This is a genomic window from Sulfuriferula sp. AH1 (assembly GCF_002162035.1).
Lineage (GTDB): Bacteria > Pseudomonadota > Gammaproteobacteria > Burkholderiales > Sulfuriferulaceae > Sulfuriferula.
The window spans coordinates 1,200,576-1,219,271 of the sequence record NZ_CP021138.1; the positions used below are offsets into that span (position 1 = coordinate 1,200,576).

21 protein-coding genes are annotated in these 18,696 nt (G+C 52.7%); 14 read left to right on the plus strand and 7 right to left on the minus strand.

Annotation, left to right across the window (positions count from 1 at the left end; translation table 11 throughout):
• Genes CAP31_RS06160 through CAP31_RS06175 form a run of 4 tightly spaced genes read right to left on the minus strand, consistent with a single transcriptional unit; the run spans window position 1 to window position 4,732 of the window.
• Window positions 1–1,725 carry a carbamoyltransferase C-terminal domain-containing protein gene (locus CAP31_RS06160; RefSeq protein ID WP_087446729.1) on the minus strand — a complete coding sequence of 575 codons (1,725 nt, stop codon included), beginning with the start codon at window positions 1,723–1,725 and terminating at the stop codon, window positions 1–3.
• A 6-nt stretch (window positions 1,726–1,731) separates the two neighbouring features.
• Complete coding sequence (locus CAP31_RS06165) at window positions 1,732–2,844, minus strand: glycosyltransferase family 9 protein (RefSeq protein WP_087446730.1); 1,113 nt, start codon at window positions 2,842–2,844, stop codon at window positions 1,732–1,734.
• The gene (locus tag CAP31_RS06170; RefSeq protein WP_087446731.1) at window positions 2,841–3,416 is read right to left on the minus strand and encodes an HAD-IIIA family hydrolase; all 576 of its coding nucleotides are present in this window, start codon (window positions 3,414–3,416) and stop codon (window positions 2,841–2,843) included. Before CAP31_RS06170 ends, CAP31_RS06165 begins: the two co-directional genes overlap by 4 nt.
• Before the next feature lie 29 nt (window positions 3,417–3,445).
• Complete coding sequence (locus CAP31_RS06175) at window positions 3,446–4,732, minus strand: glycosyltransferase family 1 protein (RefSeq protein ID WP_189836655.1); 1,287 nt, start codon at window positions 4,730–4,732, stop codon at window positions 3,446–3,448.
• Between the two features lie 719 nt (window positions 4,733–5,451).
• Here CAP31_RS06175 and CAP31_RS14785 point away from each other — a divergent pair.
• The 3 genes from CAP31_RS14785 to CAP31_RS06190 are packed head-to-tail and all read left to right on the plus strand — an operon-like array spanning window position 5,452 to window position 7,633.
• Window positions 5,452–5,871 carry a hypothetical protein gene (locus CAP31_RS14785; RefSeq protein WP_157662674.1) on the plus strand — a complete coding sequence of 140 codons (420 nt, stop codon included), beginning with the start codon at window positions 5,452–5,454 and terminating at the stop codon, window positions 5,869–5,871.
• A gap of 5 nt (window positions 5,872–5,876) precedes the next feature.
• Window positions 5,877–6,881 (plus strand): diguanylate cyclase domain-containing protein, encoded by a 1,005-nt coding sequence (locus tag CAP31_RS06185; protein ID WP_157662675.1) that lies wholly within the window; start codon window positions 5,877–5,879, stop codon window positions 6,879–6,881.
• 35 nt (window positions 6,882–6,916) lie between these two features.
• Window positions 6,917–7,633, plus strand: coding sequence for a Crp/Fnr family transcriptional regulator (locus CAP31_RS06190; RefSeq protein ID WP_087446735.1), 717 nt, complete (start codon window positions 6,917–6,919; stop codon window positions 7,631–7,633).
• 23 nt (window positions 7,634–7,656) lie between these two features.
• Here CAP31_RS06190 and CAP31_RS06195 read toward each other — a convergent pair whose 3' ends face one another.
• Entirely contained in the window at window positions 7,657–8,532 is an 876-nt protein-coding gene (locus tag CAP31_RS06195; RefSeq protein WP_157662676.1) for a YihY/virulence factor BrkB family protein, read from the minus strand.
• A 28-nt stretch (window positions 8,533–8,560) separates the two neighbouring features.
• Entirely contained in the window at window positions 8,561–9,109 is a 549-nt protein-coding gene (locus CAP31_RS06200; protein WP_157662677.1) for a hypothetical protein, read from the minus strand.
• A gap of 349 nt (window positions 9,110–9,458) precedes the next feature.
• Here CAP31_RS06200 and CAP31_RS06205 point away from each other — a divergent pair, with 349 nt between their 5' ends.
• The 11 genes from CAP31_RS06205 (at window position 9,459) to CAP31_RS06255 (ending at window position 17,671) form a co-directional block, all read left to right on the plus strand.
• Window positions 9,459–9,785: a YqjD family protein gene (locus tag CAP31_RS06205; RefSeq protein ID WP_369802449.1), complete on the plus strand. Its 327-nt coding sequence runs from the start codon at window positions 9,459–9,461 to the stop codon at window positions 9,783–9,785.
• A gap of 6 nt (window positions 9,786–9,791) precedes the next feature.
• Window positions 9,792–10,181: a phage holin family protein gene (locus CAP31_RS06210; RefSeq protein WP_087446739.1), complete on the plus strand. Its 390-nt coding sequence runs from the start codon at window positions 9,792–9,794 to the stop codon at window positions 10,179–10,181.
• A 17-nt stretch (window positions 10,182–10,198) separates the two neighbouring features.
• A complete protein-coding gene (locus CAP31_RS06215) occupies window positions 10,199–10,819 on the plus strand; it encodes a hemerythrin domain-containing protein (protein WP_087446740.1) in 621 nt (206 codons plus the stop codon).
• A gap of 11 nt (window positions 10,820–10,830) precedes the next feature.
• Window positions 10,831–11,886 (plus strand): DNA topoisomerase IB, encoded by a 1,056-nt coding sequence (locus tag CAP31_RS06220; protein WP_087446741.1) that lies wholly within the window; start codon window positions 10,831–10,833, stop codon window positions 11,884–11,886.
• Window positions 11,887–12,107: 221 nt separating this feature from the next.
• Complete coding sequence (locus tag CAP31_RS06225; RefSeq protein ID WP_087446742.1) at window positions 12,108–12,569, plus strand: hemerythrin domain-containing protein; 462 nt, start codon at window positions 12,108–12,110, stop codon at window positions 12,567–12,569.
• Between the two features lie 99 nt (window positions 12,570–12,668).
• Window positions 12,669–13,916: a PQQ-binding-like beta-propeller repeat protein gene (locus tag CAP31_RS06230; RefSeq protein ID WP_157662678.1), complete on the plus strand. Its 1,248-nt coding sequence runs from the start codon at window positions 12,669–12,671 to the stop codon at window positions 13,914–13,916.
• The gene (locus CAP31_RS06235) at window positions 13,913–14,200 is read left to right on the plus strand and encodes a PQQ-binding-like beta-propeller repeat protein (protein WP_087446744.1); all 288 of its coding nucleotides are present in this window, start codon (window positions 13,913–13,915) and stop codon (window positions 14,198–14,200) included. The genes CAP31_RS06230 and CAP31_RS06235 overlap by 4 nt, the downstream gene beginning before the upstream one ends.
• A gap of 289 nt (window positions 14,201–14,489) precedes the next feature.
• Complete coding sequence (locus CAP31_RS15235) at window positions 14,490–15,257, plus strand: response regulator transcription factor (RefSeq protein ID WP_304442140.1); 768 nt, start codon at window positions 14,490–14,492, stop codon at window positions 15,255–15,257.
• A gap of 230 nt (window positions 15,258–15,487) precedes the next feature.
• Entirely contained in the window at window positions 15,488–16,450 is a 963-nt protein-coding gene (locus CAP31_RS06245; RefSeq protein ID WP_087446746.1) for a UDP-glucuronic acid decarboxylase family protein, read from the plus strand.
• 280 nt (window positions 16,451–16,730) lie between these two features.
• Window positions 16,731–17,123 carry a BON domain-containing protein gene (locus tag CAP31_RS06250; protein ID WP_223247396.1) on the plus strand — a complete coding sequence of 131 codons (393 nt, stop codon included), beginning with the start codon at window positions 16,731–16,733 and terminating at the stop codon, window positions 17,121–17,123.
• Window positions 17,124–17,152: 29 nt separating this feature from the next.
• Window positions 17,153–17,671, plus strand: coding sequence for a hypothetical protein (locus CAP31_RS06255; protein ID WP_087446747.1), 519 nt, complete (start codon window positions 17,153–17,155; stop codon window positions 17,669–17,671).
• A gap of 239 nt (window positions 17,672–17,910) precedes the next feature.
• Here CAP31_RS06255 and CAP31_RS06260 read toward each other — a convergent pair whose 3' ends face one another.
• On the minus strand, window positions 17,911–18,456 hold the full coding sequence (locus tag CAP31_RS06260) for a mechanosensitive ion channel family protein (protein ID WP_087446748.1): 546 nt from the start codon (window positions 18,454–18,456) through the stop codon (window positions 17,911–17,913).
• Window positions 18,457–18,696: the final 240 nt, after the last annotated feature.

Consider the following 18,696-nt stretch of genomic DNA (forward strand, 5'->3'; position numbering starts at 1 on the left):
CTATACCTCCGTTTTGGTGAGCAGGAACGAGCCGATGACCAGAGCGTCCAGCGGTGAAGTCCAGTAGCTCTCGATCGCGTCCCGCGGCGTGCACACGATCGGCTCGCCGCGTGTGTTGAATGAGGTATTCACCAGTACCGGCACGCCGGTGCGCTCCTGGAATGCCCGGATCAGATCGTAGTACAGCGGATGCTGTTCGCGATTGATGGTCTGGATGCGTGCGGTGCCGTCGGTATGGCGGACTGCCGGGATGCGTTCGGCCTTATCGGCTGCGACATCGTATACGAACAGCATGAAGGGCGATTTGCCGCCGTTGACGAACCAGTTCGCAGCTTCTTCTTCAAGCACGACCGGCGCTACCGGGCGGAAATCCTCGCGGTCCTTGATTTCATTGAGCCTGGCCTGCATTTCGCTATGCACCGGCGAGGCGAGGATGGAGCGTGCGCCGAGTGCGCGCGGGCCGAATTCCATGCGTCCCTGGAACCAGCCGATGACTTTGTCTGCGGCAAGGATATCAGCGACTTCCTGTGCGATGTTGTCGAGTTTCCTGTACGACAGTTTGGACCAGCGCAGAAATGCCTCGATCTCGTCATCGGTGAATTGCGGGCCGAGAAAAGCATGCTCCATCGGTTGATGATGACGCGCCGCGCGCAGCGCGTAATCGATGTACAGCGCGGCGCCCAGCGAAGTACCCGAATCGCCCGCCGCAGGCTGTACCCAGATATTCTCGAACTCGCCAGAGTCGCGCAGCCTGGCGTTCATCACGCAATTCAATGCGACGCCGCCAGCCATCGCCAGATTGCGTTCGCCGCTGGCTTGCGCCAGCCAGCGGATGATTTGCAGTACGGTTTCTTCCAGCACCATCTGCAAGGAGCGCGCAATGTCGAAATGGCGTTGTTCGATCGCTGCGGCACGGGTTCGTGCCGGGCCGAACAGCTCGGTCAGGTTGGCTTCAGCGACCCGATATTGTCCTTCATCGCCGAGACTGACGATGCGGCGGAAGACTTCGACATAGCGCGGCTGGCCATACGAGGCCAGCGCCATGACCTTGTATTCGTCTGACGAATGCAGAAAGCCGAGGTGGGAGGTCACCCGTTCATACAGCAGTCCCAGCGAATGTGGCATGTTGACTTGCCCCAGCCGGGTGTATGCACCGTCGCGGAATATCCCGTAACTGGTCGTTGCCTGCTCGCCGCGCCCGTCCATCGTCAGCACCGCGCAGCGTTCGAATGGCGCCGCGAGATATGCGCTCGCTTCGTGTGCCAGATGGTGTTCGAGATAATGCCACTGAAAGGTCTGGTCGGGCACCGCGCCCCTGAAACGCGCCTGCAGATGATGCGGTACGCCATCTACCAGCTGGCGCGGCGCATTGATGATGTAGGCGATGAAAAGCGGGTCCCACGGGCTGGCTCCGGGCTGTTCGGGGTCATGCTGCGAGGGCACTAGCGGCAGGTCGATCGTGTCGCTTGGCGATTCCTTGCTGCGCAACAGGTACGGGTCATACGAATAGCCGATGTGATCTACATCGGCGAGCTCGATTCCCGCCTCTTTCAGACAATAGTCGATTGCGTGGAACGGCAATTCGTAAGCGGTAAAAGGCACCGGCCGTTTGCCGTGTTTCACATGGCTAAAACGTTCTTCTTCGGCTGCGGCGACGATGCGGCCGTCCTTCACCAGTGCGGCGGATGAGTCGTGATAAGCGGCATTGATTCCGAGTGTGTACATAAGCGGTCAACCTGCGGTATGAGAAAGAAATCGGGTATTTGAAGCGGATTGATGCTGAAATCTGGCTGCAAGCAATGCCAGTGCGGCATTGGCGACTTCTTCCGCGCTGATGCCGAGCAGGCAGTTATGGTGCCCTTGCGGGCACAGGCTTTTGTAGCAATGCTTGCAGGGTACGTCGTACGAGAGCACCTGTGAAGCTGTGCGCCAGGGCGTGTGCTGGGGATTGGTCAGTGCGTAGAGCACGACGGCCGGGGTGGCTGTCGCCGCTGCAAGATGCGCGGCACCGGTGTTGTTCGACAGCACCAGATCGGCGGAATCGATCAGTGCGGCCCATTCCCGGGCATCGAGCTGCCCGGCCAGCGATATGCAGGCAGGTCCCGCCATCGCGGCGATTTCATCGGCGAGCGCCTGTTCGGATCGATTACCGGTGATGATGAAGGTGGCGGGCATGCGCGCGCGTATCGATTTCATCGCGGCGATAAAGCGTTCAGCCGGATAACGGCGCGAAGGAGCGGTCGCACCGGGGTGGACGATGATGCGGCATTCCTCCTGTTGCGCCAGCGACTGCCAGATCGTTTCGCCTGTCTGGCGGTCGGCTTCCGCGATGGCGATTTGTATCGCATCTTCCTGCACGGTCGCGCCGATCTCTGCGACCAGCGCCAGCTGACGCTCGACTTCATGACGCTGCAGCGATTGCGGCTCTTTTTCGGGCAGCCAGTCGGTCAGCAGCTGATAAGGGTTTTCGCGACAGAAAGCGATGCGCCGGGGGATGCCGGCGAGATAGCACATCATGGCCGCCGGCAACGGATTCTGGCTGTAAACGGTAAAAATGACGGCAGCGTCGAATTGCAGCGCATGCAGATGCCTGATGAAATCGAGATGGCGGGCACTGTCGGTTATTTCTGCGCTGTGTTTCATCCATGGGGCCTCATAGACCAGTATGTCATGCAGGCAGGGGATCATTTCAGCCGCCTTGGCACCGGCAGGGGAAGTGAGCAGGGTCAGCCTGCACTCGGGCATGGACCGGCTTATGGCGCGCAGCGCCGGTTCCGTCATCAATACGTCGCCGAACGCATCCAGACGCACGCAGAGGATATTGCGCATGGGGCGGGTATTCATATCAGCGCTCCTGTTCCTCTGCGTACGATATGCTTGACAGCGTCCTCAAGATCGCTGGCGATGTAATCCGGCCTGCGCGTCGGCGAAAGCTGCCATTCCGTTTCGTTGCCGTTGTCGATGAGTATCGTACCGCAGCCTGCGCGGCGCCCGGCTTCGATGTCATGCAGGATATCGCCGATCATCCATGAATGGCTCAGATCGATGTCGTTTTCGGTGGCAGCCTGCAGGATCAGCCCCGGGGCAGGTTTGCGGCAGTTGCAGTGGAGAGCGTATTCACCGATCACGCCATCGGGGTGGTGCGGGCAAAAATAGAAACCGGACAGGCGGGCGCCATTTTGGGCAAAGAGGCGGTTCATCTCTGCATGCACATTCGCCAGCGCCGACATCGGGAAATAGCCCAACGCCACTCCGGGCTGATTACTGATGATGAACAAATCGGCGTCTGTCTGCGCCAGCAGCGCCAGCGCATATTCGGCCCGCGGCGTCATGCGTATACGTTCCGGCGCCACGTTATAGGGCACGTCTTGCAGCAGCGTGCCGTCCTTATCCAGAAATATGCCGATTCTTTTCATGCGCTTCGATATCCAAAATGCGATCCGGGTCAGCTGCGGCGCTGCAGGTCGGTCGCTGCCAAATGCGATCTGGGAAAATGCATGTGGACTGGCATCGCCCGTCTGTAAAGCGCCGCAATGCCTGCGCTGACTTTTTCCCAGGTGAAATGTTCGTTTATGCGGGCTACGCAGTTGCTGGTCATGCGTTCGCTCAATTCATCATCGTGGAATAGCCGTGCGAGCTTGGCGCCAACGAGGGTATGGTCGCGAGGGGGAATCAGAAATCCGGTCTTCCCTTCCACTACCGTATGTTTTATTCCGCCTACGTTACTGCCGATGACCGGCGTGCCGCAGGCCATCGCCTCGATCGGCGTGATGCCGAATGGTTCATACCACGGCGTCGAGATGAACGCATCGGCGGCGCTGTAGTAGTACTTCAGTTCGCAGCGCGGGCGGGCGCCGACGAAGGTGACGGAATCCGTGATGCCGCATTCGTTGGTGATGATTTGCAGGCGCTTCAGTTCGGGCGTCAACTGCGGGTCGGGGGAGGGCGAGTCGCCGCCGACGATCAGCAAGCGGGCTTTTATTTGATGCATGCGCAACAATTCGGAGAAGCCGCGGATCGCGGTTTCGATACCTTTTCGCGGTACCCATCGACCCAGTTGCAACACGATGCGTTCCTGCGGCTTTACGCCGATGCAGGCACATGCCTCGCGTTTGGGAACAGGATAGAATTCATTGGGATTGACGCCGCACGGAATGACTATGATTTTGCGGGCATCCACTTCGTATAAGGCTATCAGGTCGGTTTTGTCCTGCGGACATTCGGCGATAATCGCCTCTGCCTCATCCATCACCTCTTTTTCGATCTCGCAGCGTTCGGGCGGGAAGCGATCGTGACTGCCTTGATGCTGACGCCGCACCTTGCCCAATGCATGGAATGTGACGACAAAAGGGATATTGAGCGCCTGCTTAACGGCGATGGCGACATAGCCTGACATGAAGAAGTTGGCATGTACAAGATCGTATATCCTGGATGATTTGCGCATGAAGCTGATCACTTCGGTTGCAAAATCATCCATAAAAGGCAAAAGCGATTCTTTAGCCATGCGCACTGACGGTCCGGCGCAAATATGAATAACGCGTACCCGTGGCGAGCAAATCACGACGTCAGGCAATTGGGCCGCATCGCGCCGCGTAAAGATATCCACCTCGTAGCCCATTCGGGCCAAGTGCACGGCTATCTCTGCCACATACACGTTTTGTCCGCCGCTGTCGATGCCGCCGAGCGCGGCTAACGGGGAAGCATGTTCGCTGATAAGTGCGATGCGATACATTTTCATGCGCCTTGAAAAAGAATAGGGGATAGGCAAGGCAAGGTATGAAAAAAGAGCTGTTTTCCCTGTGGCATCCTTATCTCCTGACAAATAGAAAAACTCCGTTAATGTATGTTTCGGTGGAAAAAATCACTCCCGTCCGGCGTCCAGCTAAATCATGAAAAGCCGGATGGACAGGGTCAGAGTAGAACGAACGATTGGTCACCTCTGTACGGAAACGTACGCATGAGTATGGATAGTTCGTGGTTTTTTGATGGGAAGTGCACGGCCCCGATGGGTAATTTCATGAGGCGGATCAAAGATATCGCTCCGCAGACTTGCCTTTGATCGATATCTACCGCGTGGTTGTGTCTTTGGCGAGCGTCTAGGGTGATTAACCTATAGGCACCGTTCATATATTTTCCTAATATGGTTTCACCAACGTCATTCAGCTGTGTGACCGGCTTTCAGCATGCGGTTGCCGACGTCTTGAATTTGCCTCTCTGTACTATTGTTCAAATTAATAATTAACAAAATGAAGATACAAAATACAAAAATGGCTTTTAGAGCACTTTGCAATTGGGGTCAAGCGTCATTACCCGCTTCATTTTTAACCCCGTCAACCGGAATATGACTTCAACGGAGCGGCGAGACCTTACACGATCTCGCTTGGGAATGCCTTGTTATCGTCCATATTTCCAGGGTCTCTACTGAAATTCATAAGCAGATAGAGGATAAAAATGGCACAACGGCAAACAAAAAGCGCTTTATCTTATCCTTCTGAACAGGAGGATTTTCGTCGCTTACGGGAATCCTTTCCCGCCGGAAAGCAGTCGGCAGAGTGCACTCCACATGCCATGACCTTTATCGGGCAAGCTTTTGCGGAGGCTTGTGTGGATTGCGCCGACCAGTCCGGCCGCATGTTACTGCTGGTGACCGGGAATGGCGATATCCAGTTCTGCTGTGCGGAAACCGCCCGCTTTTTTGGCAGAGACATCCGGGCAATCCTTGGTTTGTCCCTGAACAATCTTTTACCGCAATTTTCATACAGCCTGTTTGATTGCAGAGGAAGCCATACTCATCCTGCCCCCATTATCGCGTCGGCAATGTGCATGTTACGCGGCCGGATGGGCAGGCTGCTTCACTGGAAGCAGCGATAAGGGTTGTGGAAGGCGAAAGGAATTCCCTGTTTCTGCTTGAATTGCGGCAATCGTCTGCGACCGCGGACGCCAGCGAGAAACTGCTGCGTTTTCAGGATGTGGCGGAATGGAGCGAGGATGCGATTGCAGTCACTGACTCACAAGGCGTAATCGTATATGTGAATCCGGTATTTGAAGCGCTCACCGGATATGGCAGAGATGAACTGATAGGCGCCACCCACGCGATCCTGAAATCGAATTTGCACGACCCGAAACTGTATTCGCGGATGTGGAGAACCTTGCTTACCAAGCGCGCCTATCGTGGCCAGTTTGTCAATCGGCGTAAAAATGGCCGGCTGTTCTATGAGGACACGGTTATCCGGCCATTCTGCAATGCGTATGGCGAAATTACGCATTTCATCGCCTGCGGCCGTGACGTGAGCAAAAGGGTCAAGAGTATGCGGAAGCTTGAGCACCTGGCCAATCACGACGGATTGACCGGATTGCCCAATCGCAATCTGTTCATGGACCGATTGCAGCAGGCGCAGGCTTACGCCTCCCGTCACAACAGCGGATTTGCGCTGTTGCTGCTGGATCTCGATAGTTTCAAAGCGATTAACGATACCCATGGGCATTCCGTAGGCGATGCAGTGCTGCAAGCGGTGGCTAAACGCCTCAGGAAATCCTTGCGGGCGGAAGATACTGTGGCTCGGCTGGGTGGCGACGAGTTTGCATTGATTATCGAGAAAGCCGCCTCGCGTCATGATGTGCAGCCTGTGCTGGAAAACATGAAGGTGCAGCTGCAGACCCCATTTGCTTTTAAAGGCCTGAATCTTTCCATCGGGGCCAGTATCGGTATCGCCTTCTATCCGCTACACGGCAGGAATAGCCACGATTTGATCAAGCACGCCGACCATGCGATGTACCGGGCCAAGGCGGCTGGCGGCAATGGTCATGTATTTTCCACGGATAAAACGCATTGCCTGCTCCTGATACCGGGGCCTGTTTCGACGCCAGGATTCAACTTGTAACCAGCCCTGAAAATTAACTTAAGGAGGGATTTATTATGAATAATATTTCAAATTCGCAACGCAATCATATACTTGAAGCATTGCCTTCAGACGATTTCGAGCGTATCGTCCCTCATCTCGAATTAGTGTCGTTGCACGCGGGGGATGCCCTCCTCGAAGTCGGGGATAAATTGCGCCATGTCTATTTCCCGGTTACGGCGACAGTCTCCCTGCTGTGCAATCTTGAAGACGGGGCTTCGGTGGAAGTCGCTTCCGTCGGCAATGAAGGGATAGTGGGTGTTTCGATCTTTATGGGAAATGACGGGGCGCTCACTCAGGCAACTGTGCAAACAGACGGTTCCGGTTATCGTTTGTCGGCCAAGGTGCTGAAAGAAGAATTCGAAAGAGGTGAGGCCTTGCAGCATTTTCTGATGCGGTATACGCGCACACTCTTTATTCAGATGGCGCAAACCACGGCCTGCAATCGCCGCCATTCGGTAGAGCAGCAGTTATGTCGCTGGCTGTTGCTGAATTTTGACCGGTTGCATACGAATACTCTGGAAACCACGCAGGAATCGATTTCCCACATGCTAGGAGTACGCCGCGAAAGCGTTACCGAGGCGGCGCGCAGATTGCAGTCGGCGGGGATGATCAACTATCACCGCAAGCATATTGAGGTGGCCGACCGATCGGCGCTGGAAGCACATGTGTGCGAGTGCTACAGCGTGGTACGTAAGGAATCAGAGCGCTTTTTCTCGGAATTGCATGTTTGAAATGAGGGGTACTTGCAGTCATTTCAGGATGCCGGCCGTTTGACGCCGGTATGCCGGGTGGTGAGGATGCAGGTGATTTCCGCCCCGGTGAAGACAATAACCGACGAGTAATACACCCAGGTCAGAAAAACGATCAGAGATCCCGCAGCGCCGTAAGCAGAACCGACGGCGCTGCGGCCAAGGTAGATTCCGATCATGTTTTTCCCCAGTGCAAACAGAATTGCAGTGACTATGCCGCCGGAGAATGCATTCCGCCATGAAATTTTGGTATCGGGTACGAACTTGAAGATCAGTGCGAACAATGCGGAAAACACAAGCAAGGTGACAAGAAAATTCATGAACTGCCAGATTTGTCCTTCCCCGGTAAGGAAAAATGAGAGCACCGTGCTTACCAGCAGGGAAACCAGTGCAAGAAAACCCAGCGAGATGACCATACCCATGGAAAGGAGCCGGTGACGGATAAGGCTCCATAATCCGGCACTGATCTTCCCTTCGATTTCCCAGATTTTATTCAGGGAATACTGGAGCTGGACAAAGACACTGCTGGCCGAAAAGACCAGAAACAGGATGCCGAGGGTGCGAGCCAGGTTTCCCAGAGACGGGCGGGTATGTGCGCTGTGGATGACGGTGGTGATCGCGGTGGAGGCCTGATCTCCCAGCACGTTTCGAATCTCCTCCAGCAATCGGGTCTGGGAATGTTCTCCCAGCACGCCGACGACGGAAAGCGTGATCAGCAGCAGAGGGGACAAAGACAAGGCCGTGTAAAAAGCCAGCGCAGCCGAAAGGGTGAGTATCTCGTGTTTGCTGAATTTTTCCAGCAGCTCTTTACCCACTGAAAACCATCTGTTCATACTGACGGTGTCGCTAATGGCATGGGTAATTTTGACAAGTTTGTTCATGGCATCGCCTGTATGAGAGCACTCAGGGTTAAGCGAGGATGCATTCGCCGCTATGGGTCTGCCAGCTATTCGCGATATGCGCGGCATCCTGATGGTTGCGTGGCTTGACGGAAATCATGATGCCGCCTGCCATGAGCCCGCGTTCATACTGCTTGATATGCTGTTCGGGGATACGCCAGCGGAACAAGGTGTCGGCGAGGCTTCTGGCAAGGCCGCCTGCTTCGGCATTGATTGCAGAATAAGTGCCGGCCACGACCAGCCTGAACCTTGATAGCACCAGCGGGGTTCCGACTGCGGCCAGCGCGTACTCGATTGCATCTGGCGCGGCATCGCCCGCATCTCTGTCGATTGCGGCTCTGCAGGCCGATTGGCTAATGCCGGGTTGCCCTGAATAATAGCGCTTTTGGGTTGCTTCCGACATCGCGACATTGATGTCGTTGAAGCTGTAACCGCGTTCGAAGACGGATCTGTACGCCTGTTCGGCCTTGCTCAGATCGTGAAAGATCGCGCTGATCATCGGCGACTGAGAAAAGTGGGCGGGTGCGCTGCTTATATGTATTGAGGAATTTATCATCATGACTATCCTTCCTGAAAGGGAAGGTCACTATCCGACGGGGGTATCCATTGGTATTTCAACTGTCCTGTGATCTCGGGAAGACGTTGCAAAGGGACCCATTCATCCGTTGCTCATTTCCCCTTGTTAAGAAAATGTTACAAAACCAAGACTAATGCTGCCGAACCCGCAATTCTGTACGGTAAACCACAAAATTCAGCAGTGACTATCTTCGGTCTTGCGCGTGCTTACGAGAGGCTGAATGTACGATATCGTACGGAAAGGCAGATTGTCGCAGGAGTACATTGAGTCCACCGTTTCATGATTGGAATGTCTCACCAACCCTTTGATTAAAACGTGATGGAGAATGATTGTGAATACCATTATATCCGACCTGCAAGCGGATGCTGCCAAAGCGCCGCTGGAAAATGATTTGCAGGCAGTGATTGCCGATACCGAGGCGTTGCTTAAACTTACCGCCAATCAGGGCGGCGAGTCGATTCAGGCATTGCGCGGCAAGGCTGAAAAATCGCTCGCTGTCGCCAAAGTTAAAATGACGGAGGCCCACGATGTGCTCATGGAAAAAACCGGTGCTGCATTACGTGCCACCGATCATTACGTTCATGAGAAGCCTTGGCACGCCGTTACATTTGCCGCCGGTGCCGGTTTAGTGGCCGGATTGCTGATGGGGCGTCGTTAAGCTGCCATGAAAAGGGCAAATCATTCCGTCGGTACGGGGCTGCTCGATTCGCTCAGGATGCTGGCACGCTCCCTGATCGCTATCCTGCATACGCGAATGGAACTGCTCGCCATCGATCTGGAAGAAGAGCGCGAACGCCTGTCAACGTTAATAGCACTATTGCTGATGGCGCTGTTCTTTATCGGGTTAGGCATCGTCCTCTCGACACTGCTGATTATTGTCATGTTCTGGGATACACACCGCTTGCAGGTCTTGGCCGGACTTACCGGGTTGTTCCTGGTCGGAGGAATGGTGGCTATCTGGACGGCACTGCAAAAAATACGTACCTTGCCTCGGATTTTTGCCGCCACGCTTGCCGTATTGTATCGGGACAGCACGCGTTTGCCACCTCATTGAATTCACCTTTCGGGTGGATGGAAAAAAGACCGTTTGGTGTGTTTGCGTACGGAATCACGGATGCACCGGGTTTATTGTGGGTTCGTTCTGATGCAGGACAACAGGCGACGCAGGCTGCGTCTATTCATTCGCAATTACGCAAAGGAATAATCATGGACGTTATCGAGTTATTGATAAATGACCACCGTAGAATCGAAAAGCTCTTGGCCCAACTGGGAAGCGCTGGCGCAAAAGAGATTACCGATCGTGCAGAGCTATTTGAGGAATTAAAAGGCGAACTCGATTGCTACGCTGAAAACGAACAGATGATTTTTTACCCGGTAATACTGGAAGCCGACGAAACCTACGAAATCGCGCTGGAAGGCTATGAAGAGCTTTTTGTGATTCAGGATATCCTGGTTGAGATGGAATCAGTGGATGTGGATTCGCCGGAATGGAAGGCAAATTTTCTGCTTCTCAAGGAAAAAGTCGAGCTGCATTTTAAAGAAGAAAATGAGGAGATATTCCCCAAGGCCTTGCAGGAATTAAGCAGGAGCCAGCTTCTTGAGTTGGGTAAACGGATCAAGGTCAACCGGGAAGGTTTTTTCTGGCGGCAGCTACCGGAAAGCGGCCAGGAAATCCCGGATGCTAGAAGATAATCCGAATACCGGTGAATAAGGCGTCTTCCGGCGGCGCATCTATTCATGTGGATACTGCAGCCGGCACGGATTCTGTTGCAGTAGCCCAATCCGCCGGTCTGCGTTATACCGTCGATGACGGCCCCGGCATTTCGCGCCGTGCCGTCAAGGATGGTTTCCTATATTATGCTCCGGACGGCAAAGAGATTCGAGATCCGGATGTGCTGGAGCGTATCCGCCGATTGGCACTCCCTCCCGCATGGCAGAATGTATGGATCTGCCTTCATGATAACGGACACCTGCAGGCTACCGGACGTGATGTGCGGGGCCGCAAACAGTATCGTTATCACGCCGATTGGCGCAAGGTACGCGACGAAACCAAATTCGCTCGCATGGTGCTTTTCGGCAAGCAGCTCAAGAGGATTCGCGCTCGCGTGGATGCTGATCTGGCAAAAGCCGGTATGCCGCGCGAAAAAATCCTTGCGCTTGTAGTGCGGTTGCTGGAAACAACGCTGATACGCGTCGGTAATGAAGACTACGCGAAGCAGAACAAATCATTTGGTTTAACCACGATGCGTAGCCGTCACGTCCATCTTTCCGGTTCTTCAGTCGTATTTGAATTTCGCGGCAAGAGTGGCAAATGGCATTCCATCCGCGTTGAAAATCGGCGCCTTGCGCGTATCGTGAAGAATTGTCTGGAGATTCCAGGACAGGAATTGTTTCAATACGTCGATGGTGATGGGCGGCGACAGTCCATCGATTCCAGTGACGTGAATCGTTATCTCCATGAAATTTCCGGACAGAATTTTACTGCCAAGGATTTCCGGACCTGGGGCGGGACAGTGCGGGCGCTCATGGTCTTTACATCGATGACGCCCTGCGACTCGCCTATGCATGCGAAGCAGCATGTGAATGCGGCGATCCAGCGCGTTGCGCGGCAGCTGGGCAATACCCCTGCAGTCTGTCGCAAATATTATATTCATCCGGCCATAATCGAAGCTTACGAAGGGGGCAAGTTTTCCAGACTGAGATTTCCGGACCCATTGGAAGAGGGGGGCGGTATCACGATCACATCGAGAAAACGGTAATCAAATTACTCCAAAAAGCGGCGCAAGCAAACTTTAAATCTGTGTAGCGGACTGCCGTCGTGTTTGGCCTCGTCTTTGGCGTCTATTGGGGCGGCATTACGGCACGTGGAATGGGAAAAGCCTGCCAGCCCCCGTTTTATGGGGGCATGAGTACGTTACCGTACATACACGATTCGATTTTTTCGGAAGAATGTGAACTTAATCCATCAAGGAGTGTGTTCATGACGACCGAATCAAACGATTTGATCACTTTGCTGGTCAAGGATCATAAAGAAGTAAAAGAGATGTTCGAAGAATTCGAATCATTGTCCGATCATTCCAAGGCCAGCAAAAAGAAAATCGCCGATCAGATTTGTCAGGTGCTGACTGTGCATGCCCAGGTAGAAGAGGAAATCCTTTATCCCGCCGTACGCAGTGTGATCAAAGGTAAGGGGCTGGTTGATGAAGCCATAGTGGAACATGCCAGTGCAAAGGAGTTGATAGCGCACATCCGGAATATGGATCCGGGCGACGATCTTTATGATGCCCGGCTCAAAGTGCTTTCAGAACAGGTCGAACATCACGTTGAAGAGGAAGAAAACAAGATGTTTCCTCAAATGCGCCAGGCCGATCTGGATCTGGTGACACTGGGCAAGGAAATCATGTCGCGGAAGGAACAGCTTGAAAGCGATGCAGGAAAATAGCACACTAACGAGTGTGACGATAGCCGTCGGACGCGCTGGTCAAGCAGCGGTTTTGTATTCATATCTGCATTTGAAACATTTTAGTGGATGGGTATGAACATGAAACGACATATTGCCGGGATTACATTGCAGGTAACCATGCAAACTATTGGTTTATCGTCGAGTCTCGCAAATACGAGCCACTCAGTTACCCGGACCGACACTGTCACTGCCGAATTGAGTAAGGACGTGGCGGTTGAGAAAGGCGGCCCTTATGACCGCGTGTTCTATCCGAAAAATCTGCCTTCAAGGGAAGACGCAAAATCGTTCACGAGCAGTTGGGAATACCTGGCATCCAGCCCGGTACATAATGCCGCTTTTGAATTGTCCGATGCTGCTCCTGCATGGTTGCGTCACGGCGTTGAATGGAATTTCGCTGAAGCCCGCGCCTGGCCGCTTGATCGTAAAGATTCATTCGACGAAGCGATTTATGGCGCGCGGCGCGGGCCTTCCACTCAGACGCAATTTTACGGTAATGCTGTCGGCGTTTCGGTGGTGAACGGCATCGTTTATGCGGAAAGCGACGATCAGTTTGCATACGCTGTGAATGCACATACCGGTAAATTGATCTGGCGTACCAGCCCTGTGGGCAATACCCTTATGGGCACGCCGATCGTGGCTGAAGGCAATGTGTATCTGTCGGTCGGTAACGTTGGTTTCAACTTTTCCAACGTCACCAAATTCGCTAAAACCAGGACGGCGGTGCGCGGAGAAGGCATCAGTTTTAACGGGATTTATGCTCTTGCCGCCAAAACCGGCGAGCTGATCTGGCACTATGGGACGGATGGCGAAGCCATGCCAACGCCTGCTTACAGCCATGGCCGTCTGTATATCACTACGGGGGATGGCTACGCACAAGCAATAGACGCCAAAACCGGCAAGCTTGCATGGAAAACGGAGCTCAAGGGCATGGCCAACATGTCGAGCCCCTCGATAGCGGACGGCAAGATGTATGTGGCGATGTCTTCGCCGGGCGGGGTGTTTTGTCTGGATGAGAATAGCGGAAAAGTGCTGTGGAAATCGAACATCCAGGGCGCTGAAGATACCGGCATCGGCGATGTCTCGCCAGCCGTCAGCAATGGCATCGTGGTGATGGATGCAGTGGCGGATGCCAAACAGGAAAAAGGCAAATCAACCATGGATACGCGCATCGTCACTTATGATGCCAAAACCGGAAAGATCCTGTGGCAGGCTAATATGGGCCGAGGACCGAAACCGCCTGCATTCAAGGGCGGTGTGCCGATGATCCACGACGATGTGCTGTATGTGGGTACGCCGGTTAATAACGTGTTCAGGCTTACGATTTGAAGTCCGGCAAGCTTGAATGGACCTGGCATGTGCCTGATGTCAGTGCGGCCGGCTCGGGGCGGGGCGCACCCACTTACTATAAAGGAACGCTTTATGCCTCGACCGGTGAGTATCTTTATGCCATCAATCCCGCAAATGGCACGCTGATCAACAAATACCATGTCGGCGGCCGCTTCGGTATTGTGAACCCCGTTATTGTTGGCGGCACCATGTTCCTGAGCAACTCGTGGGACTGGCTCCAAGCGATTCCTTTATCTAAAGTGAATCCGTCCGCAAAGATCTAACGATTTTGTAATCAATTCGCTCAAGGAAAGCCTATTTGAAGAATCTTCATAAAATGCTGCATAAAAAGTCCGATTTCAATGCCAGTTGCACTGTATATGCTCAGTCCGAAGTGAACTTCGGTCATCGGAAATTGACCTGTCAGATATGGTCATGGCCATATCTGCCTGATTAGTTCGACATGTACTGCCGGCCTCGTCATGGGGCCGGTGCATGTGGATAATTGCTTTGGTTATTATTAACATGCGTCTCAATTTAGAACCGAATTTCTATCCTCAGAGGACGCAGAGAATGAACGATACTGGACAATATAATCAGGCGCTATTAGAGGCCATGAGCTCGTTGACGTCCATCACGACGAAGAGTGCTTTTATCGAATGGACCCGGAATAAATTACAGCCCGCGTTTCCCCATAATGCGTTTGCTGGATGGGTGGGGAAGCTAGATGCGGCGGAGGTCTTGCCTTTTGAAGTCGTCTGCTCGAATTTACCGGATGAGTATATCGAGAGCATAAAGACGGAAAATGGGCATTACACCACGCCGCTAATGAAAAGATGGCTGCATAGCGGTCAACCGCAATTGTTTGAATTGGATAAAGGCAGCCAGGAGTTCGATCGCATATGGCTGGAGGCTTTCAAGGCTGCCGATTTGCGTAATACCGCTTCTTACGGCGCTTTTGATATCACGGGGCGGTACGTCACCTATTTCAGCTTCTATCGACTGCAGGAGCCGCTTGGCGAATGGCATCAGCTTCAGTTGAAGATCATTATGCCGAGTATGCACTCGACATTGCTGGTTATCCGCAATCAGAACATCAATGTTGAACAAGCATCAGATCGTTCGCCACTTACCCCGCGCGAACGTGAAGTGCTGGTGTGGATTTGCGAAGGCAAAACCAGCGATGAGATTGCATCTATTCTGGGAATATCCTTTAAAACGGTGGAAAATCACGCACAAAATGTGCTTGAGAAATTGAACGTGCATAATCGTGCGCAAGCCGCTGCAAAGGCTTATCAGCTCAAATTGGTGCGCGTGGGTCCACGTTTGGCCGATATCTGACTCATCGCAAGCGATTTACGCACAACAAAATCGGGGATGCCTGATGGTTTCCCGAATTTTTTCTATCATCAAAATGACATTGAGAGATGTTAATTTGAAGACCACATATATTTATTTCAATAAATGTGCGTTTTCGCACCGACTCCGAAATCCCTTTGCTTTAACCTTATTGCTGCTCAATCTGGCTGATCCGGCTGCAATTGTTATTACAGGACCATAAGGAGCGTGGAATGCGTAGATATGATGTACGGCGGAGTCTGGTTACCGGCGGAGCGGGTTTTCTTGGCTCGCATTTGTGCGAGCGTCTTTTGCAGGATGGCCATGATGTTCTCTGTGTCGATAATTTCTATACCGGCACCAAGGCAAACATCGCACATCTGCTGAACAATCCCCGTTTTGAATGCATGCGGCATGATGTTACTTTTCCGTTATATATTGAAATCGATGAGATTTATAATCTGGCCTGTCCGGCATCGCCGATTCATTATCAGCATGACCCGGTGCAGACAGCGAAAACCAGTGTGCATGGGGCTATCAACATGCTCGGTTTGGCTAAGCGGGTAAAAGCAAGAATATTTCAGGCTTCGACCAGTGAGATATATGGGGACCCACAAATTCACCCGCAGGCTGAAGATTACTGGGGGCATGTTAATCCTATCGGGTTGCGTTCCTGTTATGACGAAGGCAAACGCTGCGCGGAAACCTTGTTTTTCGATTACCACCGCCAGCATCAATTAAGTATCAAAGTCGCCCGCATCTTCAATACCTACGGTCCGCGCATGCATCCGAATGACGGGCGAGTCGTATCCAATTTCATCGTCCAGGCATTATCCGGCCAGGCGATCACCATTTATGGGGACGGGACACAAACGCGTTCGTTCTGTTTTGTGGAGGACATGATAGACGGTTTTGTGCAGTTGATGAACAGCGAAGATGAGATGATGGGGCCGATGAACCTTGGTAACCCGGTCGAATACAGCATGCTGGAATTGGCTGAAATGGTAATCAGGCTTACCGATTCAAAATCCAGGATCGTCCATGAACCGCTCCCGCCGGATGACCCCACTCAACGCTGCCCCGATATCACGTTGGCGCAGGAGAGACTTGGCTGGCAACCAAGGGTATCGCTGGAAGAGGGATTAAGGAAAACCATCGCCTATTTTCGTAACAATTGCCCTGCTTTCAGGAGGTGATCCGCCTTTCCACACAGATTTCAATTATCAGTACACCCCTCAGTACCATCATAAAAAGCTTTAAACAAATTAAAGCATCAACAGTCGGGCGGTCATGCTGGACGCCGCCCGGCTGATGTTCTACCCAAGTAAAAACAAACAAACGGGCTGCCTGTTTTCAATGTGTGTTCACGTACAGAGCCGGGAGCATTGAAGGTCTTATTATGCCTTCAATGCTTCTGACTTCCTCGTCGTACTGAACCCACGAGATATTTATTCAATCTTGATATAAGGAGTTGTCATGAAAAAGCCCTTATTTGTTGCCATGGGTTTAATGTTTGTCTCTACACTGGTGAATGCGGCAGAACCGTTATCCCCGGATACAGACCCAACCATGAAACAGCATTCTCCGGGTAACACGCAAATCAATAAGCGGGACGAGAACGATCAGACGCTTACGCCCATGGATCAGTCGAATACGGTAGAAGATACGCATATCACCCAGGCCATTCGCAAGGAAATCATGCAGCGGCCCCTTTCCATGGACGCGAAAAATGTGAAGATCATTACGCTGAACGGTGACGTTACCTTACGCGGGCCCGTCAAGAACAAAGCCGAAAAGGAAAAGATCGGCGCTGATGCAAAAGCAGTCCCCGGTGTTAAAAACCTGAACAATGAACTGGAAGTTCAATAGACCTTTTCCGTTAATCCCAGGAGTCCATCATGTCAAAAACTGTTATATGCATCGCCAATACCCAAACGCAGGCAGAGACTGTTGTTACCCTTCTGAAAGAAGCCGGCGTGATCATGAATGATATTTCGGTGCTGTTTCCTGACCGGAGCGGCAACCGCGACTTTGCGCATGAACACAACACCAAGGCACCGGAGGGCGCCACGATCGGTGGCAGCACCGGCGGCATAGCGGGCGGCGTGCTCGGTTTGCTTGCCGGTATCGGCGCCTTGGCAATCCCGGGTCTTGGCCCTTTTATCGCAGCCGGGCCCATCATGGCTACCTTGAGCGGTGCTGCCGTGGGTGCGGCAATCGGCGGCATCGCCGGTGCCTTGATAGGCTTGGGTGTGCCTGAATATGAAGCCAAGCAATATGAAGCCAGGGTCAAAGAGGGCAATATCCTGATATCCGTGCATGCTCGAGACAGCGATGAAGCAAAACGCATCAAGAAAATCATGGAAGGTACACAAGTCGAAGATGTGACCATCACCGAGGAAGAAAGCGTTTCCTGAGATGTATCAGAGGTAACGCATTATTAATATCGAGTAATGCGTTATCCGAATCGATGTCCGCCAGGAATAGCGGGAAAAACTGAATAGGAGAATGTCATGGGAAAATACTTTCTCGCCTGGTCCGCGGTTGTTCTGGTTATCGTTTATTTCTTCATGCATTGATACAGAAGGAAATCCATCCCGCAGGTCCTGTCACTTCCCGGCTTGTGGATGGGTTTCGCTTTTAGCCATCTTAATCATTACTGATTTTTCTTCCCATCCATTCGGATCATCACTGAGCTGATCATGACGCTGTTGGGCACAATGATCTCCTGCCCGTCCGTATCGCGAAGATGGCTGTAGCCAAGCGATACTTGCTCTACCTTTGCCGTTACCAGGCCTTTCGGCGTGCTCAACTGCACGCTGTCACCGATACTGATCGGCCGGTACAATACCAGCGAAAACCCCGCGATCAGATTGCTCAACGTGCTTTGCGCCGCCAGCCCAAGTACAACGGAAACAACGCTCACTCCAGCCAGCAGAGTCGTCCCCAGGGAATGCAGCGCAGGAATAAGGCGGGCGTAAAGAATGAAGCCGATAAGGAATACGACGACCTGGACAAATGCACTGGCGAACGCAATGCCCGTCACATCGGTAAAATGCGACTCGACGCGTTTTGATAATTTCCGGACAAGACGCCCCAGCAGCATAACGATCACAAAAAACACCAGACCGTAAAACAGCGCGCCTAAAAAGGTAGCCGGATTAAACATATCCCGCTGCAAAGCATTTAACAATGAACTCATAATCTTGTTTCCAAGTTGATGAAGTTATTGGGGATTATAAAATATTCGCCATGCGGGCGGCAAGTGAAAGGGGGGCTTCGGTAATGGAATTAGGGAATACGAATGTTTTTCTGGAACACATAAAAAACCTTGGAGTGATGCAAAGAAGGGTGTAAGAAAGAAAGCGTACCCAATCATCTGGATTTGCTAAGCTAACGTATAGACTTAACTGCTTGTTTCTACAAGGGGAGAGCGGTAGGA